Raw genomic sequence first — 17,433 nt, 5'->3', positions numbered from 1 at the left:
CCGCAATGAAAAAGGGCCTGCTATCAGCAGGCCCTTTTGCTTTGCTGCAGGTGGATCAGACCTTGGCGGACTTCACCAACTGGTCGCAGACCGGTTTCTGCGGGTCCTTGGCTGGCAGCTTGCTGCACAAACCCTGCAACTGCGTCACGGTCTTCTGCACGCTGGCCTGATGCTGCTTGTCCTTGTTCCAGCTATTGAGCTTGGCCACCAGCCGCTCCAGCGAGCGGCGGTTGCGTTCGTAGAACACGTTCTGCAGCTCGGCCAGCTCCTTCAGGATGCTCTGGGTCGCCTTGTCGAGACGGGCATCGTCCTGGGGAGCCAGGTCAACGATGCCGTTGACGTAGGTCACGCCCCACTGCAGCCGCGTCGCCGGGCCTTCCGAGGCGTTGTAGGCCTGTTCGTACCAGTTCAGTGCTGCCGCCTTGTCGCCGCGTTGCTTGGCGTTGGCCGCGAGGGCCAGCATGAAGTAGTAGGGCGAGTGCGAGCGCTTGAGCTCGGCCTGCAACAGCTTGTCCGAGTCCTCCAGCAGACCAGCGTCGGCCAGGGTATGGGCGGCGGTGTTGATGACGGACTGCCGCTCATAGCCGTTGGTCGTTGCCGTGTCGGCCTGGGCGACCCGCTTCTTCACTTCACCGAGCAGCGGCTCGGCAACGGTGCCCTTGGGCGTATCGATACGCGCAAGCGCTACCTGGGCGGCCACCGCACCGAGCCGGTCGTTGGCCGACAGGCTGGCGTCGCTGGCCAGACCCTGCAGGGCCTTGTTCCAACTGCTCAGCAGCGCGCCGTGTTCGGCGCTCTTGGCAGGGGCGACCAACTGGGCGATATCGGCCGCGTAGTTCACCAGGACGTCGAAGTTGGCACGGGCCTGCTTGGCGTCACCCAGTACGGACTTCAGCGTCTTGAGTGCGGCGACAGTGTCGGTCTTGACCGGTTTTTCTGCCGTAGCAGCCAGCGCCAGCGCTTTCAGGTGCAGGCGGGCGGCGGTGGCCGGCTCGCTGGCAGGGACCAAGGCCGCCAGCTTGAGCAGGGTGGCTGGCAGTTTGTCCTCGGCCACCAGTTGCGCCTGGTCGGTTTCCCACGAGTAGTCGGACAGCAGTTTCCAATCGTCGCCGCTGAGTTTGTCGCCTTTGAGCGCTGCGGCGAGGGTCTGCTTGACCGGCCGGGCGTTGGACAGGCCTAGTTCCAGGGTCTGCAGATAGCGTTCGCTATCGACCTCGCCGGGCAGGCGGGTGATCTCGGTGCCGTCGGGCTTGAACAGGATCATGGTCGGATAGCCACGGACCTTGTAGTCACTGCCCAGCTTCTGCGCGCCAGGGCTGTCGCCGTCGATATAGACCGGGATGAATTGACGGGTACGGTCGATAAAGGACTGCTGGTTGAACAGGGTGGCCTTGACCTGGTTACAGGGTGGGCACCAGACCGCACCCCAGTACAGGAACAGCGGTTTCTTTTCGAGCTTGGCGCGGGCAAAGGCTGCGGCGACATCACCTTGTTGCCAGGCGATGCCGGGTGGCAGGCTGTGGTCTGCGCCAGCAGGCGGGGTCGCGGCGTGGCCGGCGGTAGCCAACAAGGCGGCGAGCAGGACGTGGCTGAGTTTCACGGGTGGCCTTATTCTCGGTGGAGATAGGGAATGCTAACTCATCTCGGAATTGGGCATAAAGGTGCATCGGCGCTATCGACATGCCGGACGGGCATGATGTGGTTTTCCTGCCCTTGTGAGTGCAGTCAGTTCAGGCAGGCTTGTCGTCCGGCAGGCAGTTGACGACGCCCCAGAACAGGCCGAGGGCACGGACTGCATCGAGAAAAGCCTGATGATCTACCGGCTTGACGATATAGGCGTTGACGCCCTCGCCATAGGATTTGAGCAGGTCGCCATGCTCGCGGGAGGAGGTCAGCATCACGACCGGCAGGTGCGACAGGCGAGGGTGGGACTTGATGACCTTGAGCGTGGTCAGGCCGTCCTGGCGCGGCATCTTGATATCGAGCAGGACCACGGTCGGCAGCGGGTCGCCGTTGTTGAGGCAGCTTTCGAGGTAGGCCATCGCGGCGAGTCCATCGACGACGTGATGGACCGGATTGGCGCACTGCGAGCGCGCGAAGGCATGCAAGGCTAGCTCGGCGTCGAGTTCGTCATCCTCCGCCAGCAGGATGGGGCGCAATACGCGGTTCATGTCGGCAGGTCCGGGAAATCCAGCCAGAAGTAGGCACCCTGGCCTGGCTGGGCCTCGCACCCCACCTGGCCGCCATGGCGGGTGACGATATTGCGCACATTGGCGAGCCCGACGCCATAACCCTCGAAGTCCTTGGCGCTATGCAGGCGCTGGAACATGCCGAACAGCTTGTCGGCATGCTGCATGTCGAAGCCTGCGCCGTTGTCGCGGACCCCGAGCCGGGTATGACCAGGTCGTGCCAACAACTCGATTTCGACCTGGATCACCTCCCGCTCGCGAGCGTACTTCAGCGCATTACCTACCAGGTTGGCCACCGCCATGCGCAGCAGGGTCGGGTCGGCGTACAGCGTCCCCGACTGGGGCTTGCGTATTTCGCAGGGATGGCCGCGCAGACCGCTGCGCGCCTCCAGCACGACTTCGTCGATCAGGGTGGCGGCATCCAGTTGCTGCTTGTGCGGCTCGGCACGCGCCAGCCGTGAGTACTCCAGGACGGCCTCGATCATGCCGGCCATCTTGCGGCTGGAGTTGACCACGATGCCCGCGTAACGCTGCGCCTCGGCCGAAGCTTTCAGTTCCGGCAGCTCCATCAGCAGCTCGCAGAAGCTGCTCATATGACGTAACGGCGCCCGCAGGTCGTGTGCGACCGAATGGGAAAAATTGTCGAGCTGACGGTTGGCGTCGAGCAATTCGCGGGTACGCAGTTGTACTTCGTTTTCCAGCCGCTGGTTGAGCGAACGCAGGGATTCCTCAAGCCGCATGCGGTCTATCTCGGCGCCGGCCCGGGCGGCAAACACCTGCACGATGGTGCGGCGTTCGGCGCTATCGCTGAAAGGCGCACTGTCGAGCAGGACGACGAGGCCGATGGCGCGGCCGTGGCTATCAAAGATAGGTGCTCCCAGATAGCTCTCCACGCCCATCTCCCGCAGCAGCAGATCCTTGGGGAAACTATCGGCCACACCACGTGGATAGACGCACATGCACTTGCCGTAGACACTGGCGCAGGGCGTGTCCTCCAGGTCGTAGGTCATATTGGGGACCATTTCGCCGCCCGAGCAGGTGGCGATGGTGGTGACGGAACGCTGGTCCTCGCTGACCAGGCCGACGAAGGCATACCGGATGCCGAACAGGTGACACAGCGTGCGGGTCATAAAGCCGAAATAGGCCTGACCCGTGCTGGTTTCCTGGGCAACGGCCAGCAGGGCCTCCTGCAATAGTGCGGCATCCGACAACATGGCCATTTCCTCCTCGTCGGGCGGGGCGTCTGGCGCAGCGCGGGCAGGCTGTGCTCAGCCGCTCTGGGCGATTCCCCTCAGCGCCGACGATTCAATATAGCGCACGCCGCTGCCGCCTTCGTGGGCGAGCCGCTGCATGGCAAGTGCCACGTCACTGGCAGCGATGGGGCGGTAGCGGGCGGGCATGGCCCAGCCAAGCCGGGCGGCGATGCGCTCTCCCAAGCGGAATTCCTCACGCTCTCCCAGCAGCAGCGCGGGACGCAGCACGCTGAGTTGCGGATAGCCGAGCGCTGCCAGGGCTTGTTCGGTCTCGCCCTTGACCCGGCTGTAGAAGACCCGCGATCGGGCATCGGCGCCCAGTGCACTGACTACCAGGAAATGCCGCGCACCAGCGCTGCGTGCCTGTCGGGCCAACGCTAGTACATAGTCGTGATCCACACGTCGGAAGGCCGCTTGCGAGCCGGCCTGCCGGATAGTGGTGCCCAGGGTACAGAACACGGTGTCCACCGGTGGCAGCGGTGTATCGGCCAGCCGTTCGAAATCCAGCTGCAGCAGGCGCTGCCCCTGGGCGAGCGGGATGGGACGGCGTGCCAGTACGATGGTGTCGTCGACACCCGGATCGTTCGCCAGGCCGGCCAGGAGCAGGCGGCCTACGAGGCCCGAGCCCCCGGCTACCAGGACAGTACCGAGCGGCTTCATCTTCCGAGCAGCCGCTGGAAGTAGGGCAGTACCGCGGCGTTGTCGAGCTGCAGCAGATTGCCCCCCACATTCAGCTCGGTCATGCTCCAGCCTGGTACTTCCGCCGGTTTGACGTGGCCTACGGTCCAGCATTGCTCGGTCGCGGCGATGCTGTCGCGTGCGTCCAGCACGGCTTCGGCCGGGGCGTCAAAATACAGGTGCAGCATATTGGTATGCGGCACCGCTGGATTGACGCGCAAGCCGGCGATGCTGCCGAGCCCCTCCGCCAACGACAGCGTGCGCTGGTAGCAGGCATCCATCTGCGCCAGGCGCTCGTCAAAGCGCATCGCCGCAGATGCGATGAAGGGACTCTGATGAACCAGGGTGCCGCCAAGACGACGCTGCCATAGTCGGGCGTTGGCAATGAAGTCATGCTCGCCTGCCAGCACGGCACCGGCGATCCCGCCTATGCCCTTGTACAGCGAAACGTAGACCGAATCGAAGCCGTCCACGATCTCGGCATGGCTACGGTTGTAGTAGGCGCGGCTTTCCCACAGCCGGGCACCGTCCATGTGCAGCGGGATATTGCGCTCGCGGGCCAGCGCCTTCAGCGCTGCCAACTGTTCCCAACTCGGTAATTGGCCGCCCGCTTCACGGATGGGTAGCTCCACCAGCAGGCAGGCCAGCGGCTGGCGTATGGCGTCCAGGTCGCTGGCCAGTATCGGGGTGAGCCGATTGCCCACCGGCACGCCATGCAGACCCAGCAAGGCCTGGTTGGCCTCCTCCTCATGGATCATCAGATGGGACGTGGGGTGCATGCCAAAGCGCGGCAGGCCGGTGCTTTCGGCCCAGAGCTTGACCGCAATCAGCTGCGCCATCACGCCGCTCGGCATGAAAGCCGCGGCCGGCTTGCCCAGCTGTTTGGCAATCTTCTGTTCAAACCCGCTGATCAGCCCACCCTGGCCGTAGATGTCGTGTTCCACCTTGCCGGCTTCGCACCATTGCGCCAGTGCGCGGAATTCCTCGGCCGGAGTCAGGGTAGGGAAGCCGGGCAGGACAAGGCGACAGGCTTGGCGTAGCTGTTGGCGTTCGGCGGCGGTGTAGGGCATGTGCAGGTCTCGGAAGGGTTTATGGCAGGGCAAGGCGTTGGCCGCTGGCGCTGCTGGCAAGGCCTGCCTCGATCAGTTGCATGACCTGCAATGCCTGTTCTGGCGGCACCGGATTGGGGCCGTGCCCGAGAATGGCATCGCGGACGCCGGCGTAGTAGCGGGTATAAGCGCCGTCCGGCAAGGACAGCGACGCTTGTTCGGTCTCGCGATACCACACCGCCTGGCGGGGATCTTTGGCCCAGCCCGGCTGACCGGGACGCAACCCTTGCTTGAGCTGCTCCTCCTGCGCATCCAAGCCGTGGATGGCCAGGCTGCCGCGGGTGCCGTGCAGGAGGAAGCGTGGCGCGCCACCGGCGACCAGGCAACTGGCCGCGAGGATGACCCGCATGTCCGGGTAGTGCAGTACGGCCAAGGCATCGTCGGCGGACTGGCCGTCGTCGCGACGGATGCGGATATCGGCACTGATCGCATCGGGACGGCCGAACAGGCAAAGTGCCTGGTCGATCAGGTGCGGTCCGAGATCGAACCAGATGCCGGCACCCGGCATGTCGGCCTCGCGCCAGCGTTGCCGCACTTGCGGGCGGAAACGGTCGAAGCGCGATTCGAACTGGCTGATACGGCCCAGCGCACCAGCTTCCAGCAATTGCTGCAGCAGCAGGAAGTCGGCATCCCAGCGGCGATTGTGGAAGACCGACAACAGGCGCTGGTGCTGTTGGGCGGCGTCCAACAGCGACTGTGCCTCGGCGGCTGTCAGGGTAAAGGGCTTGTCGACCACCACGTGCTTGCCGGCCTGCAAGGCGGCCAGGGCCAGCGGGTAATGGCTGTCGTTCGGGGTGGCCAGCACGACCAGATCGATATCAGGCCGCGCCAGCAGGGCGGCGGGGTTCGGGGCGACGGGCAGGCCGGGATAGCCGGTCTGCACCAGATCCGGCTGGCTGCTGGCGATCAGCGTCAGCTCGCAGCCCGGCGTGCCGTGGATCAGTGGGGCGTGGAAGGTACGGCCGGCGTAGCCATAGCCCACCAGCCCGACCTGCAAGATTTTGTTCATCGACCTCTCCTGTTTGCAGGCATATTGTGACTTGCCGGCGCGACAGTGTCGCCTGCGGGCTGAGCTGCAATCGCAATCGGGTCTTGTCAGCCAGTGGCCGGGCTACACTACAATGCAGTGATCAACTCTTCTATAGATTTGCCATGGCCGCCAGCGATAACAAGAAGACCGTCCTGATAGTCGATGACTCAACCAGTCTGAGACAGGTAGTACATATCGCACTGGCACAGGCCGGCTACGAGGTGATTGAGGCGGCGGATGGCAAGGAGGGCCTGGCCCGACTGGATGGACGACGCATCCACCTGATCATCTCCGACGTGAACATGCCGAACATGGACGGCATCGCCTTCGTTCGCGCGGTCAAGCAACTGCATGATTATCGTTTCACCCCCATCATCATGCTGACCACCGAGGCCCAGGAGGACAAGAAGCTCGAGGGCCAGATGGCGGGGGCCAAGGCCTGGGTGGTCAAGCCATTCCAGCCGGAGCAGATGCTCAAGGCCGTCGCTAAACTCATCCTGCCATGACGCGATCCCCGGCGATGGCACCGCATGTAATTCACCCTGGAACGAGCAGGTAACAGGCCATGGCGATCTCGGCGGTATACCATCACGAACGTTGCGTCCTGCGCATCGATGGACCGTTGACCATCTACGAGGCGAGCGATGCCAAGCGCCGCCTGCTCGACGAGCTGAACCTGGCGCCAGAGATCGATGTCGATCTGTCCGGTGTCGCCGAACTCGATACCGCAGGCGTGCAGCTGTTGCTGATGCTCAAGCGCGAGGCGGTACGGCAGGAAAAACCGCTGCGCTTCCACGGCCATAGCAAGGCAGTACTGGCGGTCATCGATCTCTACAATATGGCGGGTGTGTTTGGCGATCCGCTGGTCATTTCCAGTGAGTCCTCAACATGAATCTGGAAGCCGCCAAGCTGGTCTTCTTCGAAGAGTGCCGCGAGCTGCTGGCTGCGATGGAAGCGGCTTTGCTGGCGGTGGAGGCGACGGTCGAGAGTGAACGCAGCGAACACCTGAACGCCATGTTCCGGGCCGCGCATACGATCAAGGGTTCGGCCGGCCTGTTCGGTCTCGATGAGATTGTCGCGTTCACCCATCTTTGCGAGAGCGTGCTCGACAAGCTGCGCGATGGCGAATTGGCCATCACTCCGGCCTTGATCGAACAATTGCTGGCCAGTCGGGACCATATCGCCGCCCAGGTCGATGCGGTCCAGTACGGTGGCGCGGCCTTGCCGGTCGAGGGGCTGGAGGAAGCCTTGCAGGCCTACCTGAGCCCGAAGCAGGCGACGGTGGTGCCGACAGTACCTGCGCGCCCGGCCTCGGTCGAGATCGACAGCGCTGGCGACAATATGGTGTCGTCCGATCATTGGCATATCTCCCTGCGCTTTGGCGAGGACGTGCTGCGCAACGGCATGGACCCGATCTCCTTCATCCGCTACCTGGCCAGCCTGGGGCGTATCGTCTACCTAACCACGCTCTACGACAGCCTGCCTGAGCCGTCCAGAATGGAGCCCGAAAGCTGCTACCTGGGCTTCGAGATCGAGTTCCAGGCCGCGCCCCATGTCGACAAGCTGGTGATCGAGAACGTCTTCGAGTTCATCCGCGAAGACAGTACGGTGCGAATCCTGCCGCCGCACGCCCACATTGCCGAGTACATCCGACTCATCAAAGAGATGCCGGAAGGCATGACCCGGCTGGGCGAGATCCTGGTTCGCGGTGGTGCGCTGACGCCGCTGGAGCTCGATGAGGTCCTCGGCTTGCAACGATTGGGTACGGATGCCGGTGATCATCGCCCGCTCGGCGCCTTGCTGGTCGAGGAGCGGCTGGCGCCGCCCCAGGCGGTGGCGGCGGCGCTCGACAAGCAGCGCGAGCATGCGGCTCAGAAGACCCGCGAGCACCGCGTGGTGCGGGTCGATGCCGGCAGGCTGGATGCCTTGATCGACTTGGTCGGGGAACTGGTCATCTCCGGGGCGGCGGCACAGCTTTCTGCCAGCCGCAGTGGCAACAATGCCCTGATCGAGACCATCGCTTCCTTGTCGGAACTGGTGGAGCGCATACGTGACGAGGCGCTGTCCTTGCGCATGGTGCCGGTGGGCGAAATCTTCAGCCGCTTCCCACGTGTAGTGCGCGATGCCTCGCGCGAGCTGGGCAAGGATATCCAGCTAGAACTCGAGGGCGAGGAGACCGAACTCGACAAGTCGATGGTTGATCGCCTCGGTGACCCGCTGATCCACCTGGTGCGTAACGCCATCGACCACGGCATCGAATCGCCCGACGCGCGACGCGTCAGGGGCAAGTCCGACTATGGCACGGTCTGGCTCAACGCCTTTCATGAGTCCGGCAGCGTCGTGATCGAGGTGGGGGATGACGGGGCCGGCATGGACAGGTCGCGCATCCGGGCCAGGGCCATCGAGCGGGGACTGATCGAACCGGATGCCATACTCAACGACCAGCAGATTCTGCAACTGGTGTTCGAGCCAGGTTTTTCCACTAGCGATACCGTGACCAACCTGTCCGGCCGCGGCGTGGGCATGGACGTGGTGAAGCGCAATATCGAGGCGCTCAAGGGCAATATCGAGATCGAATCGACCGAGGGCGCAGGCACCGTGGTCCGGCTGCGCATGCCGCTGACGCTGGCCATCATCGATGGCTTCCGGGTCGGTGTAGGCGCAGTCAGCTTCGTGATTCCACTCGGCATGGTGCTGGAGTGCCTGGATCTGCCGGCGGACCCGAACGGCAGCAGCCAGCACTATCTCAACTTGCGTGGCGAAGTGTTGCCCTACCTGCCCTTGCGCGAGCTGTTCGAGGTTGAGGCACCTCCAGCAGCAAGGCAATCGGTGGTGGTGGTGCAGTATGGCAGCCAGCGTGCCGGGCTGGTGGTCGATAGCCTGGAAGGCGAATTGCAGGCCGTGATCAAACCCCTGGGACAGCTGTTCCGGGGCGTGAAAGGACTGGCAGGTTCGACCATATTGGGCAGCGGTGCGGTTGCGCTGATCCTGGATGTACCTGATCTGATACAGAGAGCCGCCCAGGATGAGCGGCGCAAGGTGGCCCTGCTGGCAAGCCAGCGGGCACGGCGGACTGCCTTGCAAGAGGGGAGTGAGACATGAGTTGGCTGAGCCGTTTGTCCTTGTTCAAGAAGCTGCTGCTGGCCTTCGGCCTGATGGCCCTCATCCTGGCGGCGATCGGCCAGTTGGCGGTACAGGCGCTGGGCGAGGCCGACGATCGACTCAAGCTGGTCTATCGCGACCATATCCTCGCGGCGGGCGAGCTGTCGTCCGCACATATCGCAGCCTTGCAGCATCAGCGCCAGCTGAGAGCTCTGATGGCCAGCGTGGAGCCCGAGCAGTCTGCCGCCTTGCTGCCCGGCCTCGCCAGTGCGCAGCGGCAATACCTGGAGCGCATCGACCGTTACCGGGCGACCACCGAGGACGACAAGGAAAAAGCCCTGGCAGCCGAACTGGACCAGCGCTGGCCGGCCTATATGGCGCAGGTCGAGCGTGTCCTGAAATTGGCGCGGGCCGGCAACGGGCAGGATGCACAGGCCCTGCTGGATAGTGAGGCGAGCCGAGCCTTCCTGGCTCTGGAAAGCACACTCGACAAGGCAAGGGCGCTGGATGGGCAGCACATTGCCGAGGGGGTCAACGACAACACCCGTTATCTGCATGGCGTGCGGCAGATGACGGTTATCCTGGTGGGGATCGGCTTCTGTGCGGCCATTCTGCTGGGCTTGCTGGTGGCGACCTATCTGACCCGGCTGCTCGGCGGGGAGCCGGAGCAGGCGGTACGGTTGGCACGGCGGGTGGCACTGGGCAACCTCAGCTCCGACATTGCCGTGCGGCCCGGCGACGAGCGCAGCCTGATGGCAGCACTGGCCAGCATGAACCGGCAGCTCGATACGGTGCTGACCGAGCTGTGCGAGGCCGCCGACGTCAACCTGCGCATTTCCGCCCAGGTTGAGTCGTCGGTGACCGCCCTGTCTCAGACTGCCACCGAGCAGGCGGCCAATATCGAGGAGACCGCAGCGGCGCTGGAGCAGATCGGTGCCACCATCGCGCAGAGCGCAGACCATGCAGCCGAGACCGATGGTCTGGCTGGCCGCGCGGCGCAGGTGGCAACCGAGGGCGGGCAGGCGGTTGGCGCATCGGTTCATGCCATGCGGCAGATTGCCCGCAAGATCGGTGTGATCGATGACATCGCATACCAGACCAACCTGCTGGCGCTGAATGCAGCGATCGAAGCCGCACGGGCCGGTCAGCATGGCAAGGGTTTCGCCGTGGTGGCGCAGGAGGTGCGCAAGCTGGCCGAGCGCAGCCAGACTGCGGCGCGCGAGATCGGCGGGCTGGCGTTGGAGTCGGATCAGTTGGCCGCCCGTGCCGGCAACCTGCTCGATAGCGTGCTGCCGGAAATACGTCGTACTGCGGAACTGGTCGGCGAGATCCACAGCGCCGGGCGTGAACAGGCGGTGGGGATACGCCAGATCAACCAGGCGGTGGATCAGTTCGGCCAGGCGACACAGTCCAATTCGGCCGCGGCCGAGGAGCTGTCCGCGACGGCGGAAGAACTGCATGCTCATGCGCGCCGGCTGAAGGAATTACTGGATGGCTTTACCTTGCGGCACCGTCCCGAGGAAGGTGGCAAGCCGGTTGCGACCAAGGCCAGCCTACCCGCGGCACAGGCTGCGCCGCAGCCTCCGAGGCTGGGTGCTAGTACCTTGCCAGGCGTATTGGGGCGCCATGAACAGTTGGCCAAGCCGGTCGACGAAACCCAGTTCGTTCGTTTCTAGAGGGGAGTGTGACCATGAGCCAGGCTTTGACTTCCCGTCGTCGTGCCAGCGTGCCAGCCGTGGAGCCGGTAGAGCAGCCGCAGTACCTGACTTTTCGCCTCGGTGGCGAGATCTATGCGCTGGAGATCCTCCATATCAAGGAGATCATCGAATACGGTGGCTTGACCGAGGTACCGCTGATGCCGCGTTTCCTGCGCGGCGTGATCAACCTGCGCGGGGCCGTGGTGCCGGTGATCGACCTGGCGGTACGCTTTGGCAGGGCGCCGACCGAGATTGGCCGCCGCAGTTGCATCGTGATCGTCGAGGTGCAATACGACGATGACTGGCACGACCTTGGCGTGATCGTGGATGCCGTCGACGAGGTGCTGGAGTTGCCGGCCGAGGATATCGAGCCTGCACCGGCTTTCGGCGCCCAGCTACGCGCGGAATTCATTCGCGGCATGGGCAAGATCGACGAGCGCTTTGTCATCGTGCTGGCGCTGGAGCATGTCTTGTCCATCGACGAAATGGCGCAGTTGTCGGCCAGCGGCGGCGTACTGGGAACGGAAGCCTGAGCGCGTGGTGACCATCTCCATCCCACCCCCGGTGCATGACTTTGGTCTGGTGCAGATGAGCGATGCTGAGTTCGCCCTCTACCAGGCGCTGGTCGAACGGCTGACCGGCATCCATCTGGCGCCGATCAAGAAGGCCATGTTGTCCGGCCGCCTGGCCAAGCGTCTGCGGGAACGCGGCATACCGGACTATGGTGCCTATTTCCGCTTGATCGGCGACGGTGGCGAAAGCGAAGAGCGCCAGATGGCGATCGACCTCATCACCACCAACGAAACCTATTTCTTCAGGGAGCCCAAGCATTTCGATGCGTTGCGCGACCAGTTGCTGCCGAGCCTGCTTGGCCAGCCGGTACGCCTCTGGAGTGCTGCCTGTGCGACCGGCGAGGAGCCCTACAGCCTGGCGATGCTGTTGGCGGACGTACTGGGCGAGGCGAGCCCCTGGGAGCTGATCGGCTCGGACATCTCCAGCCGTGTCCTGGCGGCGGCGCGGCGTGGGCTCTACCCGATGGAGCGGGCCAACCATATCCCGCCCGACTACCTCAAGCGCTACTGTTTGCGTGGCACTGGCGAATACATGGGCAGCCTGCTGGTGGACAAGGCCTTGCGGCAGCGGGTACGGCTCATGCCGGTCAATCTGATCGAACCATTGCCGGAGATCGGGCGTTTCGATGCGATCTTCCTGCGCAATGTGATTATCTATTTCGACGCCGAGACCAAGCGTCGGGTGGTCTCTGCCGTTGCCAGCCGGCTCAAGCCGGGTGGCTGGCTGATCGTCGGGCACTCGGAATCGCTGATCGGCCTGCCTGATGAGCTGGAACCCATCCTGCCCACGGTATACCGGAAGCTGCGATGAGCTTTCAGATCGACATCTTCCTGCAGCCTGGCGAGGTCTATTTCGGGGACCGGGACAACCGCATCCGTACCTTGCTGGGCTCCTGCGTGGCCATCACCTGGTGGCATCCCGGCCGGCAAATCGGGGGCATGTGTCATTACCTGCTACCGCAGCGTCCACAAGGCCAGCCGCGGGGCGAGGGGCCGCTTGACGGGCGCTATGCCGAGGAGGCGTTTCAACTGGTCATGCGCTATATTCATTCGACAGGCACGCTGCCCGCCGACTATGTGGTCAAGATGTTTGGCGGGGGTCATATGCTCGTGGCCGAGAATGGCAAGCTGCCGGCTGTGGGCGAGCGCAATATCGATTTCGGCAAACATTGGCTCGATGGCAACGGCTTTCGCCTGAGCCGGGAACATCTGGCCGGGCATGGTCATCGCCATATCGTGTTCGACGTCGCCACCGGTGACGTGTGGGTAAGATTCCAGCCGCAGGCTGATCCGCCCTGCAAGCCTTGAGCCTGCCGCCTTGCAGCGGGCTCGATACTGGCAGGTAGACTGTTGCAGTACTCAGGGGGTAGGTATGCCCATCAGCGTGTTGATCGTCGACGATTCCGCCGTGGTGCGCCAGGTGATCAGCGAGGAGCTGGGGCGCGAGGCGGATATCAAGGTGATCGGTGCCGCGGCTGACCCCATCTTCGCGCAGGAGCGCATGAAGTTGCAGTGGCCTGATGTCATCGTGCTCGACATCGAGATGCCGCGCATGGACGGGATCACCTTCCTCAAGAAGCTGATGAGCGAGCGGCCCACGCCGGTGGTGATCTGCTCCAGCCTGACCGAGAAGGGGGCCAGCGTCACCATGGAGGCCCTGTCTTCCGGTGCGCTTGGCATCATCACCAAGCCCTCCATCGGCGTACGCGACTTCCTGCAGGACAGCTCGGCCGACCTTGTATCTGCGATCCGGGCCGCCTACGCCGCTACCGGGCGGCTGCGCCTGTTGCGGGCGCCTATCGCCACGCCGCCACCTCCTGCCGCGCCCAGGCCCGGCCAGCCACTGTCCTACGTGGCCGAAAAGATACAGTCCCCCAAGCTCAGCGCCGACGCGATACTGGACCCGCCATGCGGCCCTTCGGTCGTTGGCTACACCGAGCGCATTGTCGCGCTGGGCGTGTCTACGGGCGGGGTGCAGGCCCTTGAACAACTGCTGCCGGCGCTCACCGATTGTTGCCCTGCATTGGCCATCGTGCAGCACATGCCGGAAAAATTCACGGCGACCTTTGCGCAGCGATTGAATACCCTGTGCAAGATCGAGGTAAAGGAAGCCGAGCACAATGACCGGCTGGTGCGCGGACGGGCGCTGATCGCTCCCGGTGGCAAGCACTTGTTGGTCAAGCGTGCGCCAAGCCACTATTACGTGGAAGTGGTCGACGGACCGCTGGTCAGCCGGCACCGGCCGTCGGTGGATGTGCTGTTCCGCTCGGTTGCCAAGTGCGCTGGGCGTAATGCGCTGGGTGTCATCATGACCGGCATGGGTGACGATGGTGCCAAGGGTTTGAAGGAGATGCGCGATTGCGGCGCCAGCACGCTGGCGCAGGATGAAGCCAGTTGTATCGTGTTCGGCATGCCCAAGGAGGCAATACGACTGGGTGCGGCTGAACAGGTGGCCAGCCTGGGCGAAATACCCGGGTTAATCGAACGCAGTGCCAACCGGATAGGCTAGTAATTCGGCTGGGGCTGCGATATAAAGAATGCATATTAAAGTTTGTTAATATTCCCCTGGGGCGCAAGGGTCAATCGACGATGTCAGGCTATACAGAACTGAGTGTGATGGTGGTGGAAGATAGCGCGGTGCAGCGCCTGCACGCGCTGGACCTGCTCGCCAACATCGGTGTGGGTAATACACTGGAAGCCGAGAACGGCCGGCACGCCCTGGAGGTGCTGGCGGTCAATCCCAAGCCCGATATCCTGGTGACCGACCTGGAAATGCCGGACATGGATGGCGTGGAACTGATACGCCATATCGCCGAACAGCGGCTGGTCAATGCGCTGATCGTGGTATCGAGCCGCGAAACCACCATCCTGTCCACGGTCGAGACCATGGCGCAGGAGCACGGTCTGATCGTACTGGGCATTGCCCAGAAGCCGCTGTCCTATGACAGCCTGGCCAATCTGATCGCCCGGTTCCGGCCGGGCGAGGTGGCGGAAAAGCAGCGCGAAGCCCAATACAGTTTTTCCCCAAACGAGATTCGCCGCGCCATCGTGAACCGGGAGCTGGTACTGCACTATCAGCCCAAGGTGACCACCCATTCCGGCGTGATGCGGGGAGTGGAGGCGCTGGTGCGCTGGCAGCACCCGGATCTGGGCCTGATTGCGCCGGCTTATTTCATTCCCTTGGCGGAAGAGGGCGGTGTGATCGACGAGCTGACCGACTGGGTGCTGGAGACGGCGCTCAAGCAGTTGCGCGACTGGCATGCACGCGGCCTTACCATCAGCGTGGCGGTCAATCTGTCGGCTCGCTCGCTGTCGACCCCGGACCTTGCCGACCGTATCGCGGCGGTGACCAGCCGCATCGGCATCGAACCCAAGTACTTGCTGCTGGAGATTACCGAGACGGCGGTGATGTCCGACCTGGCCTTGTCGCTCGGTACACTGGCGCGCCTGCGACTGAAGGGCTTTGGCCTCGGGATAGATGATTTCGGGACCGGCTTTTCATCCATGCAGCAGTTGTCGCGCATCCCCTTCACCGAACTCAAGATCGATCGCTCGCTGGTGCACGGCGCCTCCGAGAAGCCGCATCTGCATGTGATGCTGCAAAGTACCATCGAGATGGGCAAGAAGCTGCACCTGACCACGGTCGCCGAAGGGGTGGAGAATCCCTCCGACTGGCAGTTGATCCGCCTGCTGGGCTGCGATGTGGCGCAGGGATTCTATGTGTCCAAGCCGGTGCCGGGCGATGCGCTGGCCGGTTGGCTCAAGCAGGGCACCCAACACCTGCGGGCGCCGCGACCCAGTATAGGCTGAACACCGTGCAGCATCGCAAGGAACCCGGCCAAGGCCGGGTTTTTTGTGCCTACTGTCGCTCGCTCAGGCGAGTGCCGGCAGAGAGGCGCGGCGGTCTTGCAGCAGCACATTGCCCCCGGCCTGCTTGGCTGCCTGCTTGACCTCGGCCAGCACGGCCGAGAGTTCATGATGGCTATGGAAGCGGCCGCTGCTGGCCGGAACGGCTGCGAGTGCCAGCGACAGCAAGGGGTGCAGTGTCTGCAGTCCCTTGCGGTCCAAGGTCAGGTAGCCGCCGGCCTGACGGTGTTCGCTGCTGAAGTAGCCCATGATCTCGGTGGCGAAGCGTTGCAGTAGTTGCTCGCAGCGCGCCTGCCAGTCCTCGCTCTGGAACAGCAGCACGAAGTCGTCGCCGCCGACATGGCCGACGAAATCCCGTTCGCCGTCGCTGACCTCGCCCAACAGGCGCCCGAGTAGCTGAATGACCTCGTCGCCCTTGCGATAGCCGTAGGCGTCGTTGAAGGGTTTGAAATCGTTGAGGTCGGCAAACACCGCCACGAAGTTCACATTGCCTTCCAGCAGCAGATCGATGTGCTCGTTGATCGGCACGTTGCCCGGCAGCAGGGTCAGGGGGTTGGCATAGCGGGCGGCGTTGAGTTGAATCTCGCTGATGGCACGCATCAGGTCGTGGCCGGTGCCCATGCCTACGTATTGGCCATCGTCGGTCAGGATAAAGCCATCAACCAGATAGCGCCGGTCGGCGGCGACCACCAGTTGCGATAGCGAGGCGAGGCTCAGCGAGCGATCAACGATCAGTGGGTGGCGATCCATCAGCGCACTGCAGGGCTTCTTGCCATACAGCTCGCGATTGAACGGCCGGGCAAAGCGCTCCAGCAGGTCGCTGCGCCGCAACAGACCGACCGGGCAGCCATGCTGCTCCACCACAGGGATCGCGTACAGATTCGGGTTTTCGGCGAACAGTCGATACACGTGCTCGTTGTCGAGCGTGGGCTGAACGCACGGGTTGGCGCGCAGCAGTTGGCCGGCGACCTGGCTTGAGCGCAGCAGCAGGTTGCGGCTGCGGTGGGCGCGGTCAGCATCGCTCAGGATCTGGTGGGCGGCGAATGGCAATTGCTGATGGGGCGTGGCCTCGGGTCGGCCCAGGAAATAGCCCTGAACGCAGTGGATGCCGAGCTTGTGCAGCAGCGCCAGTTCTTCTGCTGTCTCCACGCCTTCCGCAATCAGCCGGGCCGATACACCTGCCGCAATGCGCTGGATGGCAGCCACGAACTGCTGCTTGACCGGGTCCAGATGCAGGCCCTGGATGAAGTGCTTGTCGATCTTGACGTAGTCGGGCCGGAGCTCGGACCACAGCCGCAGGCTGGAGAAGCCTTCGCCCAGGTCGTCGATGGCAATGGCAAAGCCCATGCTGCGATAGTGGTTCACCGCCTCGTGCAGCAGCTTGAAGTCGAGCGAGGGGCGGGTCTCGGTCAGTTCGATCACCACCTGCTCGGGGCTCAGTCCCAGTTCGGCCAGCAGTGCACGGGTCTCGCCGGGCCGGAATGCCGGCTGGACCAGGCTCTCCGGGCTGACATTGAGGAACAGTTGCTCGCCCAGGCCCAGCTCGGCAAAGCGCTGTATGGTCACCCGTCGGCAGGCTCGCTCGGTCTGCAAAAGAAGACCATGGCGTTCGGCGGTATCGAACAGATTGAGCGGTGAGTGCAGGAAACTGTTGGACGGGCCGCGGATCAGACCCTCGTAGCCGATGATGCGCTTGCTGGCGAGTTCCACGATAGGCTGGAACACCGGGCTGAGGCGGTCATGGGCGAGGATGGCGCGCAGGGCGGCCAATTGCGGCTCGGCCTCCGGCAAGCGGGCTTGGGGGTCGAGCAAGGCGAGCGTCATTTTCTTCATTCCAGTCAGACCCCTGCGCTTACTGCAAGCGTGACCACGCCGGCACAACAGGGCCGACATGGGAGAGTATCAGTGGATGATGATATGAACGCTCAGTGACGGA

Annotated in this window: 16 protein-coding genes; 9 read left to right on the top strand and 7 right to left on the bottom strand. The window is 63.8% G+C overall.

Annotated elements, in window-relative coordinates; translation table 11 throughout:
• Positions 1 to 55 precede the first annotated feature (55 nt).
• The 6 genes from ACYVHK_RS15520 to ACYVHK_RS15495 all read right to left on the bottom strand — a co-directional run bounded on the left by ACYVHK_RS15520 (position 56) and on the right by ACYVHK_RS15495 (position 6,238).
• Complete coding sequence (locus ACYVHK_RS15520) at positions 56 to 1,600, bottom strand: thioredoxin family protein (RefSeq protein ID WP_460533884.1); 1,545 nt, start codon at positions 1,598 to 1,600, stop codon at positions 56 to 58.
• Between the two features lie 130 nt (positions 1,601 to 1,730).
• Positions 1,731 to 2,171, bottom strand: a complete 441-nt coding sequence (locus ACYVHK_RS15515) for a response regulator (RefSeq protein WP_460533882.1) — start codon at positions 2,169 to 2,171, stop codon at positions 1,731 to 1,733.
• Positions 2,168 to 3,403 (bottom strand): sensor histidine kinase, encoded by a 1,236-nt coding sequence (locus tag ACYVHK_RS15510; protein WP_460533879.1) that lies wholly within the window; start codon positions 3,401 to 3,403, stop codon positions 2,168 to 2,170. Before ACYVHK_RS15510 ends, ACYVHK_RS15515 begins: the two co-directional genes overlap by 4 nt.
• Positions 3,404 to 3,457: 54 nt before the next feature.
• Positions 3,458 to 4,102 carry a Rossmann-fold NAD(P)-binding domain-containing protein gene (locus tag ACYVHK_RS15505; RefSeq protein WP_460533877.1) on the bottom strand — a complete coding sequence of 215 codons (645 nt, stop codon included), beginning with the start codon at positions 4,100 to 4,102 and terminating at the stop codon, positions 3,458 to 3,460.
• Positions 4,099 to 5,190, bottom strand: a complete 1,092-nt coding sequence (locus tag ACYVHK_RS15500; RefSeq protein WP_460533875.1) for a threonine aldolase family protein — start codon at positions 5,188 to 5,190, stop codon at positions 4,099 to 4,101. Before ACYVHK_RS15500 ends, ACYVHK_RS15505 begins: the two co-directional genes overlap by 4 nt.
• Positions 5,191 to 5,209: 19 nt before the next feature.
• Positions 5,210 to 6,238, bottom strand: coding sequence for an oxidoreductase (locus ACYVHK_RS15495; RefSeq protein WP_460533873.1), 1,029 nt, complete (start codon positions 6,236 to 6,238; stop codon positions 5,210 to 5,212).
• A gap of 143 nt (positions 6,239 to 6,381) precedes the next feature.
• On the opposite strand from ACYVHK_RS15495, the gene ACYVHK_RS15490 reads away from it, so the two are divergent.
• From ACYVHK_RS15490 to ACYVHK_RS15450, 9 genes are all read left to right on the top strand, one after another.
• Positions 6,382 to 6,765 (top strand): response regulator, encoded by a 384-nt coding sequence (locus tag ACYVHK_RS15490; protein WP_460533871.1) that lies wholly within the window; start codon positions 6,382 to 6,384, stop codon positions 6,763 to 6,765.
• A 59-nt stretch (positions 6,766 to 6,824) separates the two neighbouring features.
• A complete protein-coding gene (locus ACYVHK_RS15485) occupies positions 6,825 to 7,151 on the top strand; it encodes an STAS domain-containing protein (RefSeq protein WP_460533869.1) in 327 nt (108 codons plus the stop codon).
• The gene (locus ACYVHK_RS15480; protein WP_460533867.1) at positions 7,148 to 9,361 is read left to right on the top strand and encodes a chemotaxis protein CheA; all 2,214 of its coding nucleotides are present in this window, start codon (positions 7,148 to 7,150) and stop codon (positions 9,359 to 9,361) included. The genes ACYVHK_RS15485 and ACYVHK_RS15480 overlap by 4 nt, the downstream gene beginning before the upstream one ends.
• Positions 9,358 to 11,037 (top strand): methyl-accepting chemotaxis protein, encoded by a 1,680-nt coding sequence (locus ACYVHK_RS15475; RefSeq protein ID WP_460533865.1) that lies wholly within the window; start codon positions 9,358 to 9,360, stop codon positions 11,035 to 11,037. Before ACYVHK_RS15480 ends, ACYVHK_RS15475 begins: the two co-directional genes overlap by 4 nt.
• Before the next feature lie 14 nt (positions 11,038 to 11,051).
• Positions 11,052 to 11,591: a chemotaxis protein CheW gene (locus ACYVHK_RS15470; protein WP_460533863.1), complete on the top strand. Its 540-nt coding sequence runs from the start codon at positions 11,052 to 11,054 to the stop codon at positions 11,589 to 11,591.
• A gap of 7 nt (positions 11,592 to 11,598) precedes the next feature.
• Positions 11,599 to 12,441 (top strand): CheR family methyltransferase, encoded by an 843-nt coding sequence (locus ACYVHK_RS15465; protein ID WP_460533861.1) that lies wholly within the window; start codon positions 11,599 to 11,601, stop codon positions 12,439 to 12,441.
• Positions 12,438 to 12,938, top strand: a complete 501-nt coding sequence (locus ACYVHK_RS15460; protein WP_460533859.1) for a chemotaxis protein CheD — start codon at positions 12,438 to 12,440, stop codon at positions 12,936 to 12,938. Before ACYVHK_RS15465 ends, ACYVHK_RS15460 begins: the two co-directional genes overlap by 4 nt.
• Before the next feature lie 64 nt (positions 12,939 to 13,002).
• The gene (locus ACYVHK_RS15455) at positions 13,003 to 14,139 is read left to right on the top strand and encodes a protein-glutamate methylesterase/protein-glutamine glutaminase (protein WP_460533857.1); all 1,137 of its coding nucleotides are present in this window, start codon (positions 13,003 to 13,005) and stop codon (positions 14,137 to 14,139) included.
• An 80-nt stretch (positions 14,140 to 14,219) separates the two neighbouring features.
• Positions 14,220 to 15,440 (top strand): EAL domain-containing response regulator, encoded by a 1,221-nt coding sequence (locus ACYVHK_RS15450; RefSeq protein WP_460533855.1) that lies wholly within the window; start codon positions 14,220 to 14,222, stop codon positions 15,438 to 15,440.
• 63 nt (positions 15,441 to 15,503) lie between these two features.
• Here ACYVHK_RS15450 and ACYVHK_RS15445 read toward each other — a convergent pair whose 3' ends face one another.
• Positions 15,504 to 17,321 (bottom strand): EAL domain-containing protein, encoded by a 1,818-nt coding sequence (locus ACYVHK_RS15445; protein WP_460533853.1) that lies wholly within the window; start codon positions 17,319 to 17,321, stop codon positions 15,504 to 15,506.
• Between the last annotated feature and the right edge of the window lie 112 nt (positions 17,322 to 17,433).

Source organism: Chitinimonas naiadis (assembly GCF_054780835.1).
The sequence above is the reverse complement of the archived record's forward strand: the minus strand, read 5'-3'. Positions and strand labels throughout refer to the sequence as shown.